At 64.2% G+C, this 22,874-nt stretch carries 20 protein-coding genes, 1 tRNA gene and 1 pseudogene; 13 read left to right on the plus strand and 9 right to left on the minus strand.

The genetic code is table 11. The features are described from left to right. The first annotated feature begins 443 nt into the window (after window positions 1–443). Together tusA and pdxB are read left to right on the plus strand one after the other, a co-directional pair. Window positions 444–686: a sulfurtransferase TusA gene (gene tusA / locus CAF70_RS15010; RefSeq protein WP_016500764.1), complete on the plus strand. Its 243-nt coding sequence runs from the start codon at window positions 444–446 to the stop codon at window positions 684–686. 60 nt (window positions 687–746) lie between these two features. Next, entirely contained in the window at window positions 747–1,889 is a 1,143-nt protein-coding gene (gene pdxB / locus CAF70_RS15015; RefSeq protein WP_085625495.1) for a 4-phosphoerythronate dehydrogenase PdxB, read from the plus strand. Window positions 1,890–2,077: 188 nt separating this feature from the next. Here the strand turns inward: pdxB and CAF70_RS27710 are convergent, their stop codons facing one another. After that, the gene (locus CAF70_RS27710; protein WP_170978823.1) at window positions 2,078–2,251 is read right to left on the minus strand and encodes a PA1571 family protein; all 174 of its coding nucleotides are present in this window, start codon (window positions 2,249–2,251) and stop codon (window positions 2,078–2,080) included. 213 nt (window positions 2,252–2,464) lie between these two features. Here CAF70_RS27710 and CAF70_RS15020 point away from each other — a divergent pair, with 213 nt between their 5' ends. From CAF70_RS15020 to mqo, 4 genes and pseudogenes are all read left to right on the plus strand, one after another. After that, entirely contained in the window at window positions 2,465–4,228 is a 1,764-nt protein-coding gene (locus tag CAF70_RS15020; RefSeq protein ID WP_085625496.1) for an ABC transporter transmembrane domain-containing protein, read from the plus strand. A 763-nt stretch (window positions 4,229–4,991) separates the two neighbouring features. Then, a pseudogene (locus CAF70_RS28165) lies at window positions 4,992–5,102 on the plus strand (hypothetical protein); the annotation flags it as partial. 228 nt (window positions 5,103–5,330) lie between these two features. Next, window positions 5,331–6,035, plus strand: a complete 705-nt coding sequence (locus CAF70_RS28170) for a methyl-accepting chemotaxis protein (protein WP_371915956.1) — start codon at window positions 5,331–5,333, stop codon at window positions 6,033–6,035. 313 nt (window positions 6,036–6,348) lie between these two features. Beyond that, on the plus strand, window positions 6,349–7,923 hold the full coding sequence (mqo, locus tag CAF70_RS15035) for a malate dehydrogenase (quinone) (RefSeq protein WP_085625499.1): 1,575 nt from the start codon (window positions 6,349–6,351) through the stop codon (window positions 7,921–7,923). 58 nt (window positions 7,924–7,981) lie between these two features. On the opposite strand, the gene CAF70_RS15040 is transcribed toward mqo, so the two are convergent. Both CAF70_RS15040 and CAF70_RS15045 read right to left on the minus strand, forming a co-directional pair. After that, window positions 7,982–8,058, minus strand: a tRNA-Pro gene (locus CAF70_RS15040). Window positions 8,059–8,138: 80 nt separating this feature from the next. Beyond that, the gene (locus CAF70_RS15045; RefSeq protein ID WP_025338312.1) at window positions 8,139–8,360 is read right to left on the minus strand and encodes a YgdI/YgdR family lipoprotein; all 222 of its coding nucleotides are present in this window, start codon (window positions 8,358–8,360) and stop codon (window positions 8,139–8,141) included. 188 nt (window positions 8,361–8,548) lie between these two features. Here CAF70_RS15045 and moaB point away from each other — a divergent pair, with 188 nt between their 5' ends. Continuing rightward, window positions 8,549–9,088, plus strand: a complete 540-nt coding sequence (gene moaB / locus CAF70_RS15050) for a molybdenum cofactor biosynthesis protein B (protein ID WP_085625500.1) — start codon at window positions 8,549–8,551, stop codon at window positions 9,086–9,088. Then, complete coding sequence (gene glp / locus CAF70_RS15055) at window positions 9,072–10,298, plus strand: gephyrin-like molybdotransferase Glp (protein WP_085625501.1); 1,227 nt, start codon at window positions 9,072–9,074, stop codon at window positions 10,296–10,298. The genes moaB and glp overlap by 17 nt, the downstream gene beginning before the upstream one ends. Window positions 10,299–10,307: 9 nt before the next feature. On the opposite strand, the gene CAF70_RS15060 is transcribed toward glp, so the two are convergent. Next, window positions 10,308–11,534 carry a glycosyltransferase family 4 protein gene (locus tag CAF70_RS15060; protein WP_085625502.1) on the minus strand — a complete coding sequence of 409 codons (1,227 nt, stop codon included), beginning with the start codon at window positions 11,532–11,534 and terminating at the stop codon, window positions 10,308–10,310. Window positions 11,535–11,923: 389 nt separating this feature from the next. Between CAF70_RS15060 and yegS the strand changes: the two genes are divergently transcribed. After that, the gene (yegS, locus tag CAF70_RS15065) at window positions 11,924–12,811 is read left to right on the plus strand and encodes a lipid kinase YegS (RefSeq protein WP_085625503.1); all 888 of its coding nucleotides are present in this window, start codon (window positions 11,924–11,926) and stop codon (window positions 12,809–12,811) included. Here the strand turns inward: yegS and CAF70_RS15070 are convergent. The 3 genes from CAF70_RS15070 to CAF70_RS15080 form a co-directional block, all read right to left on the minus strand. Beyond that, complete coding sequence (locus CAF70_RS15070) at window positions 12,795–13,454, minus strand: response regulator transcription factor (protein WP_085625504.1); 660 nt, start codon at window positions 13,452–13,454, stop codon at window positions 12,795–12,797. The two genes, yegS and CAF70_RS15070, sit on opposite strands and share 17 nt — an antisense overlap. Beyond that, window positions 13,444–14,340, minus strand: coding sequence for a sensor histidine kinase (locus CAF70_RS15075; RefSeq protein WP_085625505.1), 897 nt, complete (start codon window positions 14,338–14,340; stop codon window positions 13,444–13,446). The genes CAF70_RS15070 and CAF70_RS15075 overlap by 11 nt, the downstream gene beginning before the upstream one ends. A 346-nt stretch (window positions 14,341–14,686) precedes the next feature. Further along, entirely contained in the window at window positions 14,687–15,196 is a 510-nt protein-coding gene (locus CAF70_RS15080; protein WP_085625506.1) for a histidine kinase, read from the minus strand. A 351-nt stretch (window positions 15,197–15,547) separates the two neighbouring features. Between CAF70_RS15080 and CAF70_RS15085 the strand changes: the two genes are divergently transcribed. Continuing rightward, on the plus strand, window positions 15,548–16,483 hold the full coding sequence (locus tag CAF70_RS15085) for a chemotaxis protein CheV (RefSeq protein ID WP_085625507.1): 936 nt from the start codon (window positions 15,548–15,550) through the stop codon (window positions 16,481–16,483). A gap of 56 nt (window positions 16,484–16,539) precedes the next feature. Beyond that, window positions 16,540–17,343 (plus strand): MOSC domain-containing protein, encoded by an 804-nt coding sequence (locus CAF70_RS15090; RefSeq protein ID WP_085625508.1) that lies wholly within the window; start codon window positions 16,540–16,542, stop codon window positions 17,341–17,343. A gap of 115 nt (window positions 17,344–17,458) precedes the next feature. Here CAF70_RS15090 and CAF70_RS15100 read toward each other — a convergent pair whose 3' ends face one another. After that, entirely contained in the window at window positions 17,459–19,384 is a 1,926-nt protein-coding gene (locus CAF70_RS15100) for a transglycosylase SLT domain-containing protein (RefSeq protein WP_085625509.1), read from the minus strand. Between the two features lie 221 nt (window positions 19,385–19,605). Here CAF70_RS15100 and CAF70_RS15105 point away from each other — a divergent pair, with 221 nt between their 5' ends. Continuing rightward, entirely contained in the window at window positions 19,606–21,534 is a 1,929-nt protein-coding gene (locus CAF70_RS15105) for an ATP-binding cassette domain-containing protein (protein ID WP_085625510.1), read from the plus strand. A gap of 125 nt (window positions 21,535–21,659) precedes the next feature. Here the strand turns inward: CAF70_RS15105 and CAF70_RS15110 are convergent, their stop codons facing one another. After that, entirely contained in the window at window positions 21,660–22,100 is a 441-nt protein-coding gene (locus CAF70_RS15110; RefSeq protein WP_056806485.1) for a universal stress protein, read from the minus strand. A gap of 110 nt (window positions 22,101–22,210) precedes the next feature. On the opposite strand from CAF70_RS15110, the gene CAF70_RS15115 reads away from it, so the two are divergent. Next, window positions 22,211–22,648: a hypothetical protein gene (locus CAF70_RS15115; protein ID WP_085625511.1), complete on the plus strand. Its 438-nt coding sequence runs from the start codon at window positions 22,211–22,213 to the stop codon at window positions 22,646–22,648. Window positions 22,649–22,874: the final 226 nt, after the last annotated feature.

Genomic DNA, 22,874 nt, shown 5'->3' on the forward strand with positions numbered 1-22,874 from the left:
CGAGCGTTTCGGCGAGCGCAACGGCCTGAATCTTGAACTCATCGGTGTAGTTGCGGCGAGTGGTTGGGTACATGGCAACCTCCAAGATAGCGATGTAAGGATCGCTTCTTGGCGTCCGTTGTCACGGGGCAGGCCCACCAAAAAACGCTGCGCTCCCATCATCCGGCCCCTACGCTACGCTCCGGGGTTCCCTCGCGCCGGTCTTGCTCCCGGGAGTACGCGCTGCAGGCCCCATCCATGGGGCCTCAGCGCTTGACGGGCATCCATGCCCGTCACCTCCCTCCGCAAGACCTCTGCTCGGCCTCCTGAAGTCGCGAAGATCAAGATCAAGATCAAGAGCAAGAGCAAGAGCAAGAGCAAGAGCAAGGCTCGGTGTGTTCGCAGGCGGTGCTTGGAGCACGTCGCGCGATGCGCGACAATAGCGATCATTTGCGGAGCCCCCCATGACCGATTTCACCCCCGACGCCATCCTCGACGCCACCGGCCTGAACTGCCCGGAACCGGTGATGATGCTGCACCAGCACGTGCGTGACCTGGCCGCTGGCGGCCTGCTCAAGGTCATCGCCACCGACCCCTCTACCCGCCGCGATATCCCCAAGTTCTGCAACTTCCTCGGCCACGAACTGCTGCAGCAGCAAGAGGACGCCGGTACCTTCCTGTACTGGATCCGCAAGAAAGCCGACTGAACCGCTCTGGAACACGCCCGGCGTTACGCCTACACTGCGTTCCCCAGACAGGAGAGCGCCATGCTGATAGTTGCCGACGAGAACATCCCGCTGCTCGATGCCTTCTTCCAGGGGTTCGGCGAAATTCGCCGTTACCCGGGCCGAAGCCTCGACGCCGCCAGCGTCAAGGACGCCGACATCCTGCTGGTGCGCTCGGTGACCAAGGTCGATCGCCAGTTGCTCGAAGGCAGCCGCGTACGATTTGTCGGCACCTGCACCATCGGCACCGACCACCTCGACCTGGACTACTTTGCCGAGGCCGGTATCCGCTGGAGCAGCGCGCCGGGCTGCAATGCCCGTGGTGTGGTCGATTACGTGCTGGGCAGCCTGCTGACCCTGGCCGAGCTGGATGGCGTGGCACTGCCCGAGCGCGTGTATGGCGTGGTGGGCGCGGGTGAGGTCGGTGGCCGCCTGGTGCGGGTGCTGCACGGCCTGGGCTGGAAGGTACTGGTATGCGACCCGCTGCGCCAGGCCGCCGAGGGCGGCGATTACGTCAGCCTCGAGACCATCCTGCAACAGTGCGATGTGATCAGCCTGCACACCCCCTTGCAGCGTGGCGGCGAGCACCCGACCTGGCACCTGCTGGGCCAGGCGCAGCTGGCGCAGCTGCGCCCGGGAGCGTGGCTGGTCAACGCCAGCCGTGGCCCGGTGGTGGACAACGCCGCCCTGCGCGAACTGCTGCTGGAACGCGAAGACGTGCATGCGGTGCTGGATGTGTGGGAGGGCGAGCCACAGGTCGACTTGCAACTGGCTGACCTGTGCACGCTGGCTTCGCCGCACATTGCCGGCTACAGCCTCGATGGCCGCCAGCGTGGTACGGCGCAGATCTACCAGGCGCTGTGCCGCTTCCTCGGTGTGGATGAACAGGTGCAACTGGCCGACCTGCTGCCGCGACCGCCGCTGGCGCAGATCGAGCTGGATGCCGGCACCGAACCGGCCTGGGCCTTGGCCACCCTGTGCCGCGCGGTGTACGACCCACGCCGCGACGATGCCGATTTCCGTCGTAGCCTCAGCGACGACCCGCAGCAACAGCGTGCAGCGTTCGACCAGTTGCGCAAGCAGTACCCGCCGCGGCGCGAGATCGAGGGGCTGGCGGTGCGCTTGCGCGGGGAGTCACCGCAGTTGGCGCAGTTGGTCAGTGCCTTGGGTGGGGTGTTGGTCTGACAGCCTTCTGAAAGCTGTACCGGCCTCTTCGCGGGCTTGCCCGCTCCCACAGGGACCACACAGACCCTGAGGTCAATGGGGGACCTGTGGGAGCGGGCAAGCCCGCGAAGAAGGTTGAGCTGGTCTGTCAGGATTGCCCAAGGCAAATAAAAACCCGGCGCAAGCGCCGGGTTGCAAGAATTCGCCGATCAACCTTTGCGTACGCGCTCGACCCGGCTCTCTTCCAGGGCCTTGCAGGCCTTCTGGATCATCTGCTCGGTGATCGGTACTTCACGCCCCTGGGCGTCGATGATCGAGCCGCACACCTGAGGTTGCGGGGTGGTCCGGGGCTTCTGGTTGTCGCTGCCATGCTGCAAGCTCATGTATTGTCTCCTCATCAGGTTCAAGCGCAGGATAACCCTGTGCCGTGACTGGCCTGTGACAGTGCCTGCAGGGTCACGGCAGGCACAGTCCAGCAGAAACGGCCGTGAAGCTCCATAGCGTGCTTAGACCGATACGCTATAGCAACCTTGCAAGGCTTCCCCGAACCTGGATGAGTGGTAGGCTGCGGATTCCCCACCATAGTGGTCCGTGCCATGCCCGAATCGGTTTCCTCGCGTCAACGCCGCGCCTTGCGCCTGGGTTGGCACTTCGTCCGCCCGTACCGTCGCCAGGTGCTGCTGGCCTTGCTTGCCCTGGTAGTCACCGCCGGTATCACCCTGTCGATGGGCCAGGGCATCCGCCTGCTGGTGGACCAGGGCTTCATGACCCGCTCTGCGCATCAGCTCAACCAGACCATCGGGCTGTTCCTGCTGCTGGTGTTTGCCCTGGCGGTGGGGACCTTCAGCCGCTTCTACCTGGTATCGTGGATCGGCGAGCGCTGCGTGGCCGATATCCGTCGGGCCGTGTTCGACCACCTGATCGGCTTGCATCCCGGGTTTTTCGAAGACAACCGCAGCTCCGAGATCCAGTCGCGCCTGACCGCTGACACCACCTTGCTGCAATCGGTAATCGGTTCATCGCTGTCGATGTTCCTGCGCAACGCGTTGATGGTGATTGGTGGCGTGGTGTTGCTGTTCATCACCAACCCCAAGCTCACCAGCATCGTGGTAGTAGCGCTGCCGCTGGTGCTCGCGCCGATCCTGCTGTTCGGCCGCCGGGTACGCAGCCTGTCGCGGCAGAGCCAGGACCGGGTGGCCGATGTGGGCAGCTATGTGGCCGAGACCCTCGGGCAGATCAAGACCGTGCAGGCCTACAACCACCAGGCGCACGACCGCGAGCTGTTCGCCGCCACGGTCGAAGCGGCGTTTGCCGTGGCCCGGCAGCGGATAGCCCAGCGTGCGTGGCTTATCACCCTGGTGATCGTGCTGGTGCTGGGGGCGGTGGGGGTGATGTTATGGGTTGGCGGCATGGATGTGATCGCCGGGCGCATTTCCGCAGGCGAACTGGCGGCCTTCGTGTTCTACAGCCTGATCGTCGGCAGTGCCTTCGGCACCCTCAGCGAGGTGATCGGCGAGTTGCAGCGGGCGGCGGGCGCGGCCGAACGCATTGCCGAACTGTTGGCGGCGCGCAGTGCAATCCTGCCGCCCGCCGTGGCGCAGGTGCTGCCGCAGCAGCGGGCCAGTGGGCGTATCGAACTGCAGCAGTTGGTGTTCGCTTACCCGTCACGCCCCTCGGTGGCGGCTGTGGATGGCCTGAGCCTGGCCATCGAACCGGGGCAGACCGTGGCGCTGGTAGGGCCCTCGGGCGCGGGCAAGTCGACCTTGTTCGATTTGTTGCTGCGCTTCTATGATCCCCAGCAAGGGCGCATCCTGCTCGATGGCCGGGCGATTGCCGAACTCGAACCCGATCAACTGCGCCAGCAGTTCGCCCTGGTGGCACAAAACCCTTCGCTGTTTCGCGGTACGGTCGAGGCCAACATCCGCTACGGCCGGCCCGAGGCGACCCTGGCCGAGGTCGAGGCAGCGGCCCGTGGTGCGCATGCCGACGCATTCATCCGGCAACTGCCGCAGGGCTACCAGACACCGTTGGGCGAGGGTGGCATCGGTCTGTCTGGCGGGCAGCGACAACGCCTGGCCATCGCCCGTGCGTTGCTGGTCGATGCACCGATCCTGTTGCTGGACGAAGCCACCAGCGCTCTCGACGCGCAAAGCGAACACCTGATCCAGCAGGCGTTGCCCAGCCTGATGGCCGGGCGCACCACCCTGGTGATCGCTCATCGCCTGGCGACCGTACAACATGCCGACCGTATCGCGGTCATCGACAAGGGCCGGCTGGTGGCAGTGGGGACGCATCGCCAGTTGATCGAAGAAAGCCCGCTTTATGCGCGGCTGGCGGCCTTGCAGTTCACCACAGGGTAGTAAGTAGCGGCCTTGTAACATTTCTGTAGTATTTGCCTGAGAGTATCTGGCTCAACTGTTGCGTAAGTGCTCGACCTGGCTGCCATTGCTTGATGGCAGCCTTTTTTTGGCCTGCCAGTAACCGGGCTGCGTTGCACCCTGTTGCCAACCTGCGCGGCCCCGGTCTTCCCCCTGTTTTCCGAGATCCAAGATGCTGCGTAAATCCCTCAGAGTGCAAATTCTCTCCCTGCTTGGCGGCAGTCTGGTGGCGATGTTGCTGATCGCCCTGGTGTGCTTCCATTTCCTCTCGTCCAGCGTGCGCGGCTACGCCGAGCTGGTCGACGGGCCGCTGCGGGCCTCGCAATTGATCGACGAAGCCAACCTGCAGTTCAAGATCCAGGTGCAGGAATGGAAGAACGTGCTGTTGCGCGGGCGCCAGCCGGCTGACCTGGACAAGTACTGGCAGCAGTTCCAGGCGCGCGAGCAGCAGGTGCAGCAACTGCTCGGGCAATTGATCGACAGCAGCGACGCCAGGCTCAAGGCGCAGTTGCAGCAACTGCGTGACAGCCATCGGCAGCTGGGCCAGGCCTACGCGCAAGGGCGACAGGCATTTCTGGCGGCGGGCGGCGACCCGGTTGCCGGCGACCAGGCGGTCAAGGGCGTGGACCGCGCTGCCAGCGAACAGATGAGCGAACTGGTCGAGCAACTGCGTGCCGATGCCCATCAGCAAGCCGCCAGCCTTAGTGCCGGTGCCGAGCGCACGGTATGGCTGGGCTTGCTGGTGATGTTGGCCTCTGCGCTATTGGTGGGGCTGCTCAGCCTGTGGCTGGTCAACCGCAGCCTGATCGAGCCGATCCGGCAGTTGATCGAGTATGTCGCGCAACTTAGCCAGGGCCGCTTTGCTGCCCGGGTAGACAGCCGTCGCGAGGACGAACTGGGTCGCCTGGCGCGGGCCGCCAATACCCTGCGTGACTTTCTCGCCGACACCGTCGGCCGGCTGCAGGACAACGCCCAGGAACTGGAAGGCGCCAGTGGCCAGTTGCGCAGTATCGCCGGCGACATGGCCCGTGGCACCCACGACCAGTTCCAGCGCACTGACCGGGTGGCGACGGCCATGCATGAGATGTCCGCCACCGCCCAGGAAGTCGCGCGCCACGCCGCCGAGGCCGCCCGTGCGGCGGACGACGCCGACCACAGTGCCCAAGCGGGCGAGCAGGTGATGCAGCAGACCATCGATATCATTGGCGTGGTCAACCGCGAAATTGCCGGTACGGCGGCGGTGATTCGCGACCTGGAGCATGACAGCACACGTATTGGCAAAGTCCTTGAAGTGATCCGCGGCATTGCCGAGCAGACCAACCTGCTGGCGCTCAACGCGGCCATCGAAGCGGCCCGTGCCGGCGAGGCCGGGCGTGGTTTTGCGGTGGTCGCCGATGAGGTGCGCAGCCTGGCCCAGCGCACGGCGGCGTCGATTGCCGAGATCCACCAGATCATCGACGCGGTGCAGTTGGGGGCGGTGGAAGCGGTCAAGGCCATCGAAAGCGGCCAGCAGCGCAGCGAGGAGGGCGCCGAGCAGGTGCAGCAGGCCGGGCAGATGCTGCAGCGCATCACCCTGGCGGTGGAGGCGATCCGCGACATGAACCGGCAGATCGCCACGGCGGCCGAAGAGCAGACCAGCGTGGCCGAAGACATTTCGCGCAACCTGATCGAAATCACCCGTATCGCCACCGCCAACCAGCAGGCCGTGCAGCATACCGAGCAGGCGGGGCAGCGCCTGCATGGGTTGTCGGGGCAGCTGGGCGAAGTCACCTCCCGGCTCACCGCCTGATGCCCTTTCATGCCTGATGCGGTCCCTGTAGGAGCGGCCTTGTGTCGCGATGGGCCGCACAGCGGCACCAATATCTCGGCAACAGTGTGGATATCGCAGGGGGCTGCTTTGCAGCCCATCGCGACACAAGGCCGCTCCTGCAAGGGCAGCGCAAGGCGGGGAAATCCGCCATTTCATTGCAGTGCATCCGGCCCCTCTGGCGGATTGTCGCCATGCTCCCCGTCGCTCACCCCCTGTATTCAATGCTCCAGACCCAGTTGGCACGTTCCCTGCTCAAGGCGGCGCGCGTGTACACAACAACTGGATAACATCAATGAAGAAATTCCTGCTGACGTTCCTCTGCCTGGGCGTCATCGGCTGCTCCAAACCCGCGGAACCGGAAAAGACCGTCGACGTGCTGCTGATCGGTGGTGGCATCATGAGTGCCAGCCTGGGCACGTACCTCACCGAGCTTGAGCCCTCCTGGAAGGTCGACGTCTACGAACGCCTGGGTCAGGTCGCCGAAGAAAGCTCCAATGCCTGGAACAACGCCGGTACCGGTCACTCGGCGTTCTGCGAGCTCAACTACACCAGCGTCGGCAAGGACGGCAGCATCGACATCAGCAAGGCTGTGGGGGTCAACGAGCAGTTCGAGGTGTCCAAGCAGTTCTGGGCCTACCAGGTCGAGCAGGGTGTGCTGAGCAACCCGAAGTCGTTCATCAACAACGTGCCGCACATGAGCTTTGTCTGGGGTGACGACAACGTTGCCTTCCTGCACAAGCGCGTCGATGCTCTGCAGCACAGCTCGCTGTTCCGCGGCATGGAAATCTCCGAAGACCATGAGCAGATCCGTAAGTGGGCACCGCTGGTGATGGAAGGGCGTGACCCGGGGCAGAAGGTCGCTGCCACGCGCATGGCCATCGGCACCGACGTGAACTTTGGCGAAATCACTCGCCAGCTGTTCGCCGCAATGACCCGCAACCCCAACGTGTCGCTGAACCTGCGCCATGAAGTGCGCGACATCGTGCGCAACGACGACGGCACCTGGCAGGTGCGAGTGGCCGACCTGGCCAACGGAGGCAAGGAAAAGGCCATCAACGCCCGCTTCGTATTCATTGGTGCCGGTGGTGGTGCGCTGAAGCTGCTGCAGAAGTCGGGCATCCGCGAAGCCGAAGGCTATGCCGGCTTCCCGGTCGGTGGCCAGTTCCTGATGACCGACAACCCCGACCTGGTCGCCCGCCACCAGGCCAAGCTGTACGGCAAGGCCTCGGTCGGCGCGCCGCCGATGTCGGTACCGCACCTGGATACACGAATGATCGATGGCCAGCAGGTGCTGCTGTTCGGCCCGTTCGCCACCTTCTCCACCAAGTACCTCAAACATGGCTCGTTGCTGGACATGTTCGCCTCGCTGAACAGCCACAACGTGCTGCCCATGGTCAATGCCGGTATCGACAATATCGACCTCAGTACTTACCTGATGGGGCAGTTGATGCTCAGTTTCGATGACCGCATGAACGCGCTGCGCGAGTACTTCCCCAACGCCAAGAACGAAGACTGGAAGCTGCTGCAGGCCGGCCAGCGGGTGCAGGTGATCAAGAAGGATCCGGTACTGGGCGGTGTGCTGCAGTTCGGTACCGAAGTGGTGGCGGCCCAGGACGGCAGCATCGCCGCGTTGCTGGGGGCTTCGCCGGGCGCTTCGACTGCGGCGCCGATCATGCTGACCGTGCTCGAAAAGACCTTCAAGGACCGTATCCAGTCGCCCGCCTGGCAGGCCAGGCTCAAGGAAATCGTGCCGAGCTATGGGCAGAAGCTGAACAACAACCTGGCGCTGACCAACCAGACCCGGGCCTGGAGCAGCGAGCGCCTGCAGTTGCTGTATGTGCCGGTGGAGGCTGAGGTGTCGCACTGACACACTTTTCAATGCACAACAAAAAGCCCGCACAATGGCGGGCTTTTTGTTGAGGACCTGGTCGGAGAGACAGGATTCGAACCTGCGGCCTTCTCGTCCCGAACGAGACGCGCTACCTGGCTGCGCTACACTCCGATGGAAGAAATCCTACTGCATCCTTTTTTTGCACGCAAGCCCTTGTTGTTGAAAGGGCCTTTGCAAAAAACAGGCTGCAATCACAGCTCCTTGACGGTGCGGATCTGGTCCTTGTTCAGGCGCGTGCGCTTGCCATCCAGTTGCTCGAATTCGTAGAAGCCCGAGTCTTCATCGAACTTCGGTGTGTCGGTGGCCTGGATTTCGCGGCCGTCGTTCAGAGTAATGACGGTTGGCGATGCGCAGCCAGCGAGGGCGCCCAGGCCCAAGGCGAGCAGGAAGGCGGGTAGGGTCCGTTGAATCATCGTGTTTCTCCAGTGCGATGGTGCTAGATGACATTAAGACGCAGGGCGTCCAGGCAAGTTCCGTCTACAGTGCAGCATAGCGGCAAAGCCGGGGCATTGATCAAGGGCAAGGGCCTAGGGTGTCGCGCTTTGACGGGCGTGTGCTGTGTTATAACTGCGGCCATCCCATCCTGTTGTGACGGACCCTCATGAAAGCCAAGGCAGATACCCCCTTCGTGCCGTTGAACATTGCCGTGCTCACGGTCAGCGACACCCGCACCTTCGACACCGACACCTCCGGCCAGCTGTTCGTCGACCGGCTGAGCGCCGCCGGCCATCGCTTGGCCGAACGCGTGCTGCTGAAGGACGACCTGTACAAGATTCGCGCCCAGGTCGCCACCTGGATTGCCGATGACAGCGTTCAGGTGGTGCTGATCACCGGCGGCACCGGCTTCACCGGCCGCGACAGCACGCCCGAGGCCGTGGCCTGCCTGCTGGACAAGCAGGTAGAAGGTTTTGGTGAGCTGTTCCGGCAGATTTCCGTGGCCGACATTGGCACCTCCACTGTGCAATCGCGGGCCCTGGCCGGGCTGGCCAACGGTACCTTGGTGTGCTGCCTGCCGGGCTCGACCAACGCGGTGCGCACCGGTTGGGACGGTATCCTCGCCGAACAGCTGGATGCCCGCCATCGCCCTTGCAACTTCGTCGCGCATTTGAAACAGGCAGCGGCCTGTGACAGCCGTGGCTGAGGTCAGCCAGGCCCGGCCGCTGATGCCGGTGGAGCAGGCCCTGGAACAACTGCTGGCATTGGCCGAAGCGGCCCCGATCGGCGGCACGGAGAACCTGCCACTGGCCGAAGCCGAGGGCCGTGTGCTGGCCGTTGACCTGGTGGCCTCGCTCGACCTGCCGCCTTGGCCGAACAGCGCCATGGACGGTTACGCCCTGCGCCTGGCTGACTCGCGGGGCGAACCACTGCCGGTCAGCCAGCGGATTTTCGCCGGCCATGCGCCGCAGCCGCTGCAAGCGGGCACTTGCGCACGCATCTTCACCGGGGCACCGCTGCCCGAAGGTGCCGACTGCATCGAGATGCAGGAAAACACCGAAGTGGCAGAAGACGGCCGGGTACGCTTTCTCGAACCGTTGAAAACCGGGCAGAACATTCGCCCCCAAGGCCAGGAAACCCGCAAGGGCGAACAGGTGATGAGCGCCGGCACCCGGCTGGGGCCGATCGAGCTGGGCCTGGCGGCCACCTTGGGCCACGGCCGCCTGGATGTCGTGCGCAAGGTACGGGTGGCGGTGCTGTCCACCGGTGACGAACTGGTCGAGCCTGGCCTGCCGCTGGGGCCGGGGCAGATCTACAACAGCAACCGCCGGCTGCTGGTCAGCTGGTTGCAGCGCCTGGGTTGCGAGGTCGTCGATGCGGGCATTTTGCCGGATGACCTGGAACGCACCCGTACATGCCTGGCCGAACTGGGCGATGTCGACCTGATTTTGTCCACCGGCGGTGTCTCGGTGGGCGAAGCCGACTATCTCGGCGCCGCCCTGCGCGAAGCCGGTGAACTGGCCTTGTGGAAGCTGGCGATCAAGCCAGGCAAGCCGCTGACGTTCGGCCACTTCCAGGGTGTGCCGGTCATCGGCCTGCCGGGCAACCCGGCCTCGACCCTGGTCACCTTCGCCCTGCTGACCCGGCCCTACCTGTTGCGGCGTCAGGGCGTGGCCGATGTCACGCCCCTGCGGTTCGACATGCCGGCCGGCTTTGACTGGCCCAAGCCCGGCACGCGCCGCGAGTACCTGCGCGCCCGCATCGAACAGGGCCAGGTGCACATCTACAAGAACCAGAGTTCTGGCGTGCTGCGCAGCGCGGCCTGGGCCGATGGGCTGGTGGAAGTACGCGAAGGCAGTACGCCGAAACAGGGTGACAGCGTGCCGTTCATTCCCTTCAGCGAGCTACTTGGCTGAGCGGCCCATTCAGGCACTGGCCAGCGGCGCAGCTTCGGCCGGAGCCGCCTGGGCCAGGCGCCTGTGGACGTTTTCCAGTTGCTGGGCAGCCACGCTCCAGTCGTGGTACTGGCGGGCGAGCTGGCGCCCGGCATCGCTCAACTGGCTCATGCGCCAGGGCTGGTTGAGCAACTGGGTGATCAGCAGCGCCAACTGGTCGCCATCCTCACTGCCCAGGTAGTGTTCACCGTTGTTCGCGGCCAGGCCAGAAACGCCTTTGCCGGTGGTGATCACCGGCAATCCGGCGGCCATCGCTTCGAGGATTTTCACCTTGGAGCCACCGGCATAGCGCAGCGGTGCGAAGAACAGTGCCGAACACCGCTGCAGTTCACGCAGGTCGGGGCGGTAGCCGAACCATTCGATACGGGGGTCGCTCCAGTGCAGTTTCCAGCTGGCCGGCATGGCATGCCCGGCAATCGCCAGGCGTACTGCCGGGTTGCTCTGCCACACCTGGGGCATGATGTCCTCCAGCGCCCATTCGATGGCCTCCAGGTTGGCGCCATACTCGAAATTGCCAACGAACAGCAGGCGCTGGCTGTGCAGGGCGGGTTGCACGTGCTGGTAGAAGTCACAGTCCACACCATTGACCACCACGTTAACCGTGCGCCCGCTGATGTGTGCGATCAGCTCGGCATCGTGGGCGCTGACCGCCACCAGTTCGCTGGGCTGGCGCAATACCCGCTGTTCCCAGCGTCGATAGCGCCAGCGGTCGAAGGCGTTGAGCGGGCGCAGCCACAGCGGCAGGCGATCATGGCTGGCGCCACCCATCACCGACTCCAAGGTGTGTTCGCTGAGCATGTAGGGCAGCCCGCGTGCCTGCAGGGCCTTTTCGAAGGGCTGGAAGCTGTAGCTGTGCTCGATCTGGATCACGTCCCAGGGCTCGTCCAGCAATTGCTCGAAGCGGTGCCGCAGGCAAGGGGCCAGGCCATTGATGATGGCCCGCATGGGGTAGTCGATGATCGGCGAGGCCAGCAGGTTCAGCGGGCTGTGCAGGGGCCGGCGGGGTAGCACGATGAGGCGTTCGAGCAAAGGTTCCAGGGCCTCGCGTGCAGCATCGCCGAGGGGGATCTTCGATTGCACCAGCAGGGTAATGCGGTGGCCCCGCTGTGCCAGTGCGCGTATCAGATGGTATTGCCGGGTCTTGCTGCCACTGGTGGTCGGCCAGGGCAGGTACGGCAGTGTCCAGAGAATGCGCATGACCCGGAATCCTCGCTAAAAGGCTGCGGATAGCAAGACGCGCCCGTGGTCAGCAGTGGTGAAACCACTACCGGGGGCGCGTCCATGGCAAGAAAGTGTATCTGCTGAGCATAGCCGTGCATTGCCAGGCGTGGGAAAAAGACAGGCCAACGCTTGTCGGTTAAGCGCGATCAATTGTAGGAGCGGCCTTGTGTCGCGATAGGGGCGCGAAGCGGCCCCACGTTTTCAGCTTCGCCGCGCACATCGCCGGGGCCGCTCTGCGGCCCTGTCGCGACACAAGGCCGCTCCTACAATCGATCGCGTTGGCCTGCTATTTTTTCGGGCGCATGCAACGATCCGCAATTGCAGAGGGTCGAGATCTGGGTTGATCACTACAAGGAGGCGCGCACATGCAAGAGCGCAAGGCAATGCTGATCCTGCACGGCAAGCAGGCCATGAACGAAGACGTGCGCAGCGCCGTGCACGGCCTGCGCGACAGCGGCTGGGTGCTGGATGTGCGGGTCACCTGGGAGGCCGGTGACGCCCCGCGGCTGGTCAACGAGGCGCTGGCTGCCGGTTACGGCCATATTGTTGCAGGAGGCGGGGATGGAACGCTGCGCGATGTTGCCGAAGCCATGGGCCTGGCGGGTACACAGGCCAGCCTGGCGTTGTTGCCGCTGGGCACGGCCAATGATTTTGCCAAGGCTGCCGGCATACCCCTGGAGCCTGCCACGGCACTGTCCTTGCTGAACCTGCCCGCACGGCCAACAGACCTGGGCCAGGCCGGCGACCAGTTGTTCCTGAACATGGCCACGGGCGGTTTTGGCAGCCAGGTCACGGCCAACACCTCCGAAGACCTGAAGAAAGTGCTGGGCGCGGCCGCCTACCTGTTCACCGGGTTGTCGCGCTTCAGCGAACTGCAGGCGGCCTCGGTGGAGCTGCAAGGGCCGGGTTTCCACTGGCAGGGTGACCTGCTGGCGTTGGGGATCGGCAATGGCCGCCAGGCCGGCGGTGGGCAAGAGTTGTGCCCCGAGGCCCTGGTGGACGACGGCTTGCTCGACATTGCCATCCTGCCGGCACCACAGGAGATGGTAGGGACGCTGCGTGAACTGTTGGCCGGTAACGGGCTGTTCGTCAGGGCCAGGTTGCCCTGGGTCGAGATCAAGTGCTCGCAAGGGCTGGACATCAACCTTGATGGCGAGCCTGTGCAGGCCGACAAGTTGCGCTTCCAGGCCAGGCCCGCTGCACTGCGCCTGCACCTGCCGGACGGCTCGCCGCTGCTCAGTCGTCCAGACTGATGATTTTTTCGCGCACGGCGAACAGCACCAGGCCGGCCACGTCATGGATCTGCAGGCGTTTCATGATCTGCGAGCGGTGGGTTTCCACGGTCTTGATCGACAGGCCCAGGCCGGTGGCGATCTCCCGGGTGGACTTGCCGCGCACGATCAGGCGCAGGATTTCCAGTTGTCGCGCCGTGAGGTTATGCCGCTCGCCAGCGGGCTGCTTGCCCTGCCTGGCGCGCTGCAGAGCCTGGTTGATGACCGTATGGGCGATGGCTGGGCTGAGGTAACGCTCGCCGTTGCGTACCGCGGCCAGGGCCTGCTCCAGTTCGGTGGCGCTGGTGTCCTTGAGCAGGTAGCCGTGGGCGCCGCTTTCCAGGGCGCGCATGATCAGGTCCGGGTCGGTATGCATCGACAGGATCAGCACTTTGCAGGCACTGCCGCTGGCGCGCAGCTGGGTGAGGGCATCCAGGCCGCTGGTCGAGCGCATGGAAATATCCAGCAAGACGATGTCCGGTGCCAGCTTGCGCACCTGTTCGAGCAACTGGCTGCCGTCGTCGGCCTCACCGATTACCTCATAGCCAGGGATGTCGCAGACCAGTGCGCGCACCCCTGCGCGGATCAGCGAGTGGTCGTCTACCAGCAGCAGTCTACAGGTCATGGGTGGCAGTACTCCTGGCGCGTTGCTGGGTGCGCGGAGGCCATGGAAACACCGCCTCGATGCGCGTGCCCAGGCCGAGCTGGCTGGTAATGTCCAGGCTGCCCTGCAACGCGGTTACCCGCTCCTGCATCCCGGCCAAGCCGCGCTGGCCTGCTTCGGCCGGTTGCCTGGCGGGCACGAAGCCACGACCATCGTCGTGAATCGACAACGCCAACCCCTCGGGGGTGCGCTGCAGACGGACGACCAGGTTGTGTGCCTGGGCGTGGCGCAGCATGTTGGTCACGGCTTCCTGGGTAATGCGGAACACCGCCATGGCCACCGCCTCGTCGATGCCGCCCAGGCGCTGATTGCACGCCAGGCTCCAGTGCACGCCGCTGTTGCCCAGCGTGCGCATCAGGTGCGCGCGCAGGCTGGCTTCAAGGCCAAGGCTAGCCAACTGCCGCGGGTTGAGCAGGGCGGAGACATCGCGCACGTTGCCCAGGGTGTCATCCAGCGTGCTGCGCAAGGCGTCGCAGTGGCCTTGCAGCTCATCGGGCATGCGCCGTTGCAGCCACTGCAGCTGCAGCTTGGCGGCGGTGAGCAACTGGCCGATATCGTCGTGCAGTTCCCGGCTCAGATGCTGGCGCTCGTTTTCCTGGACCTTGAGCATGCGCTCGGCCAGTTCCGCGGGGCGCAAGCTGATCGACCTGGCGCCCAGGCCCAAGTGCACGGCGGCGCTCAGCGTGGCAGCCAGCTGCAGCACCAGCAGGCTGGCCGGGATCGCCTGGTCGGCCAGGTACAGCAGCAGGTTGGCGCCAAGCGAGGCCACGCACAGCCCGACCGTCGCCCAGCGCAGCAGGGCAGCGCGGGAGCAGCAACGCAAAGGAGTCTTCAAGCGTGGGAACATAGGTAGGGAAGCCACTGAAGTATTGCTGGTGGAGGCCTTGCACAATCCTTGTCAGAGGCTTTGGAGCAGTACTTTCGATTGATTGTTTTCCGATCACCAAAACTTGCGACCTTGCTGCAGGTTGCAAGCGTTTGAGCGGTGCATATTACCACCTTGCACTGCATCGGTCGCGGCTGGGTAACGCTTTGAAACGCCAGTGGGGCGGGCGCTTGCGGGTAGCCAAGTGCCATCCTGTCTGATCGTGCAACACGCATTTGCCGCCCGGCAAGTTGGAAAAAATTCGAGAAATTCCAGAGGCGCCCATGGCGGTCTTGAACGAACGCGGCCGGATACACTGTGCGCCGGGTCAATACCTGGGGGATGAACGGCCAGGGGGCGTGCTGTCTGCCGTCTCGTCATGCGGGTGGATGCACACGTTGCCTTGCTCGTCGCAGTGCGTGCAGGCTTGCGCAAGGGGTTGCTGCACGACTTTGGCCAGTTCACCCAGTAGCACCAGCTGCTCGCCGATGTCCAGGTTGAGCCGCCCGGTACACGGATCGACCAGTTCCAGCTGCCAGGCCAGCAGAGTCAGGCAGGCCCCTACTGCGGGCAGGGCTTCGCGCTGCAGGCAACCGCTGTGGCAGGCCGGTGCCAGCAGCTGTTGCAGGGCAGTGGTGTAATGGGCAACTTCGCGCAGGCCCAGGTGCGTAGCCTGCCGGGCGAGGCTGTCGAGGGCATTGTCCAGGCAGCGGCAGGCATCCGGGTCGTTGTCGATCAGCTCCAGATGCTGCAGGCATTCCTGGGCCTGGGTCAGCAACACCTGGGCATCCAGCAGGAAACCCTGCAGGGCGTCATCGAACGATAAGGCGCTGTCCATCATGCAGCTCCCGCGCGTGGGGCAGGCGCAGGGGGCGGGCACGCCAAAACGATAGCTAGCAAAAGCCTGACTCCATTCATGCAATGAGAATGGCGTCACATTAATGGCTAAAGGATATCGCGAACATCAGGTTGCGCCCGATTGTGGCTAAGGGTTTCCCTGATAAAGGGCTCAGGTGGGGAACTTTTGCCGGCCATCTGGCTCCTGCGGCGCTGATCGCAGTAGATCATGATGTTAAAGTGATATCAATTGCCTTCACGGCATTTTCCCGCAAGGGTCAAGGTGTGCGTGAAGCCGCCGATACAGGGTGGATGATTTCACTTTTTTCGACTCAAGGCTGGGGGTTTTCCAATGGCTGGCATTCTCGACACGGTAGACCAACGCACGCAACTGGTGGGCGAGAACCGCCTGGAAATCCTGATGTTCCGCCTGGCCGGCCGCCAGCTGTTCGCGATCAACGTGTTCAAGGTGCAGGAAGTGCTGCAGCTGCCCAAGCTGACCCTGATGCCCCAGCGCCACGCTTTTGTCTGCGGGGTGGTCAACCTGCGCGGCCAGACCCTGCCGGTGATCGACCTGTCCCAGGCGATCGGCATGCGACCGCTGCAGCCGGGACCGGACAGCACCATCATCGTCACCGAATACAACCGCTCGGTGCAGGCGTTCCTGGTGGGCGGTGTCGATCGCATCGTCAACATGAACTGGGAGGCGATCATGCCGCCGCCGTCCAGCGCCGGTCGCCAGCATTACCTGACCGCCATCACCAAGGTCGATGACAAGCTGGTGGAGGTGATCGACGTTGAGAAGGTGTTGGCCGAAATCGTGCCATACAACGCCCGGGTTTCCGGCGACAAGCTCGCTGACCCGGTGCTGGCCCGGGCCCGCGGTCGAGAAGTGCTGCTGGTGGACGATTCCAGCGTGGCCCTGGCGCAATTGCGCGATACGCTGTCCCAGCTGGGCGTGAAGCTGCACGTGGCCAGTGATGGCTTGAAGGCGTTGCGCATGCTCAAGGGCTGGGCCGACGCAGGTGAGAACGTATGCGAGAAATTGCTGATGGTATTCACCGACGCCGAGATGCCGGAAATGGACGGCTACCGGTTGACTACCGAGATCCGTGACGATGCCCGTTTGCGCCAGCTTTACGTGGTGCTGCACACTTCGCTGTCGGGCAGTTTCAACGAGTCGATGGTAAAGAAGGTGGGCTGCGACAACTTCCTGTCCAAGTTCCAGCCCGATCGCCTGGTCGATGTGGTCAAGCAGCGCCTGTTGTTGGACGCCGCCACTGCGTGATCCCGGCTCCTGTCGGGTATAAGCTTGGCGTTTTGGCATGACGCGAGGCGGCAGGGATGTTTCTCAGTGAGCTGTATCGGTACCCGGTGAAGTCGGGGCAGGGGCAACGCCTGCAGGCTTCAGCGGTGGGGTTGCTGGGGTTGCAGGGTGACCGGCGCTGGATGGTGGTGGAGGAAGACAACGGACGCTTCCTGACCCAGCGCGCCTGGCCTCAGCTAGGCCAGATCAAGGCAAGCGCTGATGATAGTGGCCAGTTGCTGCTGGAAGCGCCAGGGCAGGCACCCTTGCAGGTTCCTGTGCCACCTGCCGATGACGCCCTGCGTGGCGTGACCATCTGGCGCGATACCCTGCGTGTGCCGGACGCGGGCGATGCGGCGGCGGGCTGGCTGAGCGAGTTGCTGGGCAAGGCCGTGCGGCTGGTGCATTGCCCGGAGCAGCGCGCGCGTTATCTGCCCAATGGTTATGGCCTGAACAGTGACCGTGCGGCGTTCCCCGACGGTTTCCCCTTGTTGCTGATCGGCCAGGGTTCGCTGGACGAGCTCAACCGGCGTGTTGGTCGGCCCATGGAGATGCTGCGTTTTCGGCCCAACCTGGTGGTGCAGGGCGCGGAACCGTTTGCCGAAGATGGCTGGAAGCGGATTCGTATCGGCAGCCTGGAGTTTCGCGTGCTCAAGCCGAGTGTGCGCTGCATATTCACGACCATCGACCCGGCTACCGGCGAGCGCAGCGAGGACCGTGAGCCGATGGCCACACTGAGGACCTTCCGCGAAAGAGAGGGGGATGTGCTTTTCGGGCAGAACCTGGCGGTGGATGGCAGCGGGTGGTTGGAGGTGGGGATGCCGGTCGAGATTCTGGAATAGTTGGCCCTTTCGCGGGCTTGCCCGCTCCCACAGGTACTGCACCGCATTCAGAACCGGTGCAATACCTGTGGGAGCGGGCAAGCCCGCGAAGAGGCCGGCACAGGCTCAGCGACGATCACATGTCATCGAAGTACCGCTCATGCCAGTCCACCAGCGGCTGCGGCGAGTTCAGCTTCTGCCCGTAGATCACCGAATACGACAGCACGTTCTGCACGTACTGGCGCGTTTCGTCGAACGGGATCGACTCCACCCACACATCGAAGCTCAGGTGCTTGGCGCCTTTCAGCCACTGGCGCACCCGCCCCGGCCCGGCGTTGTAGGCCGCCGAAGCCAGCACCCGGTTGCCGTTGAACTGGCTGTGCACCTGGCTCAGGTAGGCCGCGCCCAGCTGGATGTTCTTGTCCGGGTTGAGCACCTGCGCCGGGGACGCCAGCGGAATACTGAACTTGCGCGCGGTTTCCTTGGCCGTGGCCGGCATCAGCTGCATCAGGCCGCTGGCACCCACCGGCGAGCGGGCATCTTCCATGAAGGCGCTTTCCTGGCGGGTAATGGCGAATACCCAGCTCGAATGCAGGCCGCGGACCTTGGCCTCGCGTACCAGGGTGTCGCGGTGGGCCATCGGGAAGCGAATGTCCAGGTCGTCCCAGTACTGCGCCTGGCTGATGGTGCGAATGGCCGGGAAGTACCAGCGCAGGTCGTAGCCCAGGCGCGCCTGGGCGACCATTTCATCGCGGCTGAAGTGGCGACTGACGTGGTACCACTCGCGGCGGCCTTCGACGATCTGGCCGCGCGCGTGGAACTCCAGCGCGCGGCGGATGCCCGGGGTGTTGCGTACCTTGTTGACCAGTTGCGGGCTGAGCACCAGCGGCTTGTTGTTCAGCTGGTATGGGGTCTGTGCCCGGTCGGCGGCGAGGAAACCGTAGAAGTCGCGCTCACGCGCCACGGTCTTGTACAGCAGCGGGATTTGCGGGTTGTTCGGCTGCGCCAGTTCCAGGCTGCGCGCCTGCCAGTACTTCCAGCGGCTGCTGCTGGCCAGGTCCTGGGGCAGGCGGCGGGTCAGCTGGTAGGCGTCCTCCCAGCGGCCCAGGCGCAGCAGCAGGCGCAGGCGCCATTCGCTGACGGTGTTGTCGCGCAGTTCCGGGTCATAGCGGGTCATCAGGTCGAGCGCGCGCGGGTCGTAGCGGCGCGCCAGGGTCAGGCCGATTTCGCGGGCGATGGCCACCTTCTCGTCACGGGAAAAGTGCATGCGCTGGGCGTAGTCGTCGAGCAGCGCCATGGCCCGCTCCGGGTCCTGCCGGGCCAGGCGGCGCAGGCCGAGGCTGACTACGTCGGACATGGCTTCGTTGACCGGGCTGAAACGCGATGGCTGGTTGAGCAGCTCGGGCTTCTGCGCCACATCGACCAGCAGGCGCCCCTGCGGGGCGAGGGTGGTCAGGGTCTTGACCAGGTTGTTGGCCAGGCTGTAGTTGCGCGCCTGGGCCGCCAGCTTGGTGCGTTGCCAGCGTTTGGCCTCGGTCAGCTGGCCTTCGGCCGCCCACATGGCGAACAGAGTGTCGCAGGTGGCCGGCTGCGACTTGCCGACATTCCACAGTTTGTCGGCGGTGGCGTAGCCCTCGGCGCGCAGGCCGTGGCTGAGCTGGTACTGGCCGTTGAGGCAATCCAGTTCGGTGAAGTTGAGCTTGGGGTCGTAGTACTTGACGAAAGTGTCCCATTCGCCGCGTTCGGCCAGCCAGCGCAACCAGCGCAGTTTCATCCAGTTGGCCTGGGGCAGGTCGCCATGCTTGGCGAGGAAGCCTTCGATTTCCTGGTTGCTGGCGGTTTTCAGCCGGGCAGTGAGCTCGTCGTAGGCCAGATAGGGCGTCAGCGGGTAGTCGCTGAGGGCTTGGGCATAGCGCAGGTACGGGCCTTTGTCGCCTTTGGCCAGTGCGCGCTTGGCCTCGTCATAGTACTGGCGTTGCAGGGTAAGGTCGGTGGCCTGCGCCGCGCAGGTGGCGGCGGTGAGCAGCAGGCAGGATGCAATATGTAACAGGCGGCTGCGCATGATACGTCCGGGCAGTTGAACCATGGGGAAGTGACGGCGGAGCCAGCACTGTTGGAAGCTATTGCCTTAGCTTAGCCGTTTGCCGGCGGCGGGTGAAAGCACTGTGCTTGTATCGGGATATTAAGTTCGACCAGATGTCGTAATGCCCTCGCGGGGTGGCCAGGCGGATGCCGTCGTGGGCCAAGTCAGGTAGAATGCGCGCCCGATTTATGGAGACCAACATGACCCTGCTCAAATTCAGCGATGTGTCCCTCGCATTCGGCGCCATGCCGCTGCTGGACAAGGTGTCCTGGCAGATCGCTCGTGGCGAGCGGGTGTGCATCATCGGCCGCAACGGCACCGGCAAGTCGAGCATGCTGCGCCTGGTCAAGGGCGAGCAGAAGGGCGACGACGGCGAAATCTGGCGTGCCCCTGGCCTGAAGATCGGCGAGCTGCCGCAGGAGCTACCGGTGGCCGATGAACGCACGGTGTTCGACGTGGTGGCCGCAGGCCTGGATGGCGTGGGCGAGTTGCTGGCGCAGTTCCATCACCTGAGCCTGAACATCCAGGGTGATGAAGACCTGGAAAAACTCATGCACGTCCAGCACGAGCTGGAAGCCCGTGACGGCTGGCGCCTGCAGCAGGTGGTGGAAAGCACCCTCAGCCGCCTGCAGCTGCCGGCCGACAAGACCCTGGCCGAGCTGTCCGGTGGCTGGCGCCGCCGCGTGCTGCTGGCCCAGGCGCTGGTGTCGGAGCCCGATCTGCTGCTGCTCGACGAGCCGACCAACCACCTGGACATCGGTGCCATCGCCTGGCTTGAAGAGGCGCTGCGTGGCTTCAACGGCGCGGTGCTGTTCATCACCCACGACCGTTCCTTCCTGCAGAACCTGGCCACCCGCATCCTCGAGCTGGACCGCGGCGGCCTGATCGACTGGAATGGCGACTATGCCAGCTTCCTGGTGCACAAGGAGGCCGCGCTGGCTGCCGAGGAAACCGCCAACGCGCTGTTCGACAAGCGCCTGGCCCAGGAAGAGGTGTGGATCCGCCAGGGCATCAAGGCCCGCCGTACCCGCAACGAAGGCCGCGTACGCGCGCTGAAGGCCCTGCGCGTGGAGCGTAGCGAACGCCGCGAGCGCCAGGGCAAGGCCAACATCCAGATCGAGGCTGCGGAAAAGTCCGGCAAGCAGGTCATGGTGCTGGAGAATGTCAGCTTCCATCACCCCGAAGGGCCGGTGCTGGTCAAGGACTTCTCCATGGTCCTGCAGCGTGAGGACCGCATCGGCCTGCTGGGCGCCAACGGTACCGGCAAGACGACCCTGCTCAAGCTGATGCTCGGCGACCTGGAACCGACCGCCGGCAAGGTCGAGCGCGGCACCAAGCTGGAAGTGGCCTATTTCGACCAGATGCGCCACCAGCTCGACCTGGAAAAGACCGTGATCGACAACCTGGCCGAAGGCCGCGATTTCATCGAGATCGACGGCCAGAACCGCCATGTGCTGAGCTACCTGGGTGACTTCCTGTTCAGCCCTCAACGTGCCCGCACGCCGGTCAAGGCGCTGTCGGGTGGCGAGCGGGCGCGGCTGTTGCTGGCAAAACTGTTCAGCAAGCCGGCCAACCTGCTGGTGCTTGACGAACCGACCAACGACCTGGATGTGGAAACCCTCGAGCTGCTCGAGGAGGTACTGTCCAACTACAAGGGCACCGTGTTGATGGTCAGCCACGACCGGGCCTTCCTCGACAACGTTGTGACCAGCACCCTGGTGTTCGAAGGCGAAGGCAAGGTGCGCGAGTACGTCGGTGGTTACGAGGACTGGATCCGCCAGGGGGGCTCACCGAAGCTGCTGGGCGTGACCGAGAGCAAGGGCGGCAAGTCTGCGCTCAACAGCGCGGTGGTGGAGAAGGTCGAGGCCAAGCCGGCGCCAGTGGCTGCCCCGGCGGCGGAAGAGGTTTCGAAGAAAAAGCTCAGCTACAAGCTGCAACGTGAACTGGAAATGCTGCCGGGGCAGATCGACGAGCTGGAGCAGCGCATGGCCGAGGCCCAGGAAGAAGTGAATGCGGCGGGCTTCTATCAGCGGCCGATTGCGGAAACTTCGGCAGTGCTGGCGAAAATCGAGAAGCTGCAGGGTGAGCTGGATGTGCTGGTGGAGCGCTGGGCCGAGCTGGAAGGCTGATCGGCGTTAGCCTGACCCGGCCTCTTCGCGGGCTTGCCCGCTCCCACAGGATCACCACAGCTTTGAAGGCATGTGGTGATCCTGTGGGAGCGGGCAAGCCCGCGAAGAGGCCTGCACAAGTTGAATCATTCCTTCTTCTGCAACCGCACCGCCAGTACATCGCACGGGGCGCCATGCAGCACGTCATTGGCCGTGGAGCCCAGCAGCAACGCCAGGCCGTGACGGCCATGGCTGCCGACCACGATCAGGTCACACTTCTGGTCCTTGGCCAGCTGGTGGATTTCCTGGCGCGGCTGGCCGTAGGTCAGGTGCGAGTCACCGCGATGAATATCCGGGTACTTGTTGAACAGGCGCTCCATGCGCTCCTTGGCCTGGTCGAACTGCTGCTGTTGCAGCTGCGACAGGTCCATCGGCACGTCACCGCCGAACGCCATGGCCATCGGCTCGACGATGTGTACCAGCGAAACCTTGGCATTCGACGGCGCGGCTAGCGCCATGGCGCGTTTGATCACCGGGTCGCATTCTTCGGTCAGGTCGACGGCGACCAACAAATGTTCGTATTGCATGAGCGGAACTCCTGACAATCGCGATAGAAGAAGTATGGTCGCTTTCGGGCGGGTCTTCCGTGAAAAATGGCTAACCAGCTCATTTGCAACGTTTTATGGGAACTACTGATATGACGGTATTGCTGGTGGTGTCAATCCTTGCGCTGATTCTCAGCCCGCTTTCCTGGCTGCGCACCTCGCGCAAGCAGAGTGAGCAGATGAAGCTGCGCCTGGAGGCGCGGCGCATGGGCCTGGCCATGCAGCTGGCGCCGCAGCAGTGGCCGCACTGGCTGGAAAAGGAGCCACCAAGCCCGTGCCCGCAATACCACCGGGCACGGCGCCGCGGGCATGAGGACTGCTTCAGCTTCTGGCAGATCACCCCTGGTGTGTGGTGGAACCAGTGGCGTGAACCGTGCGAGGACCCACGCTTCATGGAGGCCCTGGCGCGCTTGCCGGCGAGTGTCTACAAGGTCGAGGCCGATGCCCGGATGATCGCGCTGTACTGGACCGAGCGGGGCGATACGGCTGTGTTGCAGGATGTTGCCTATGTCCTCGAAACCCTGGCCTGACCATCCATCACGTGGCTAAGGGCTGACACCGTTCCCACAGGGCTGCGGCGTATTCCAGGGCATTAACGACAAAGCGGCGGCCTGGCCGATCCCCTGAAGGGGTGGGGTGCCAGGTCGCCGCTTTGCGTTCTGCTGCGCAGAAAAGGCCAGGCAGGCCGGGTATGTATTCAAGCAAGTGCCAGTGTAGCCGTTCGAGATCACCGCGCAAGGCAGAAGCTACAGCAAT

It is taken from the genome of Pseudomonas sp. B19(2017) (assembly GCF_002113165.1).
Classification (GTDB): Bacteria; Pseudomonadota; Gammaproteobacteria; order Pseudomonadales; family Pseudomonadaceae; genus Aquipseudomonas.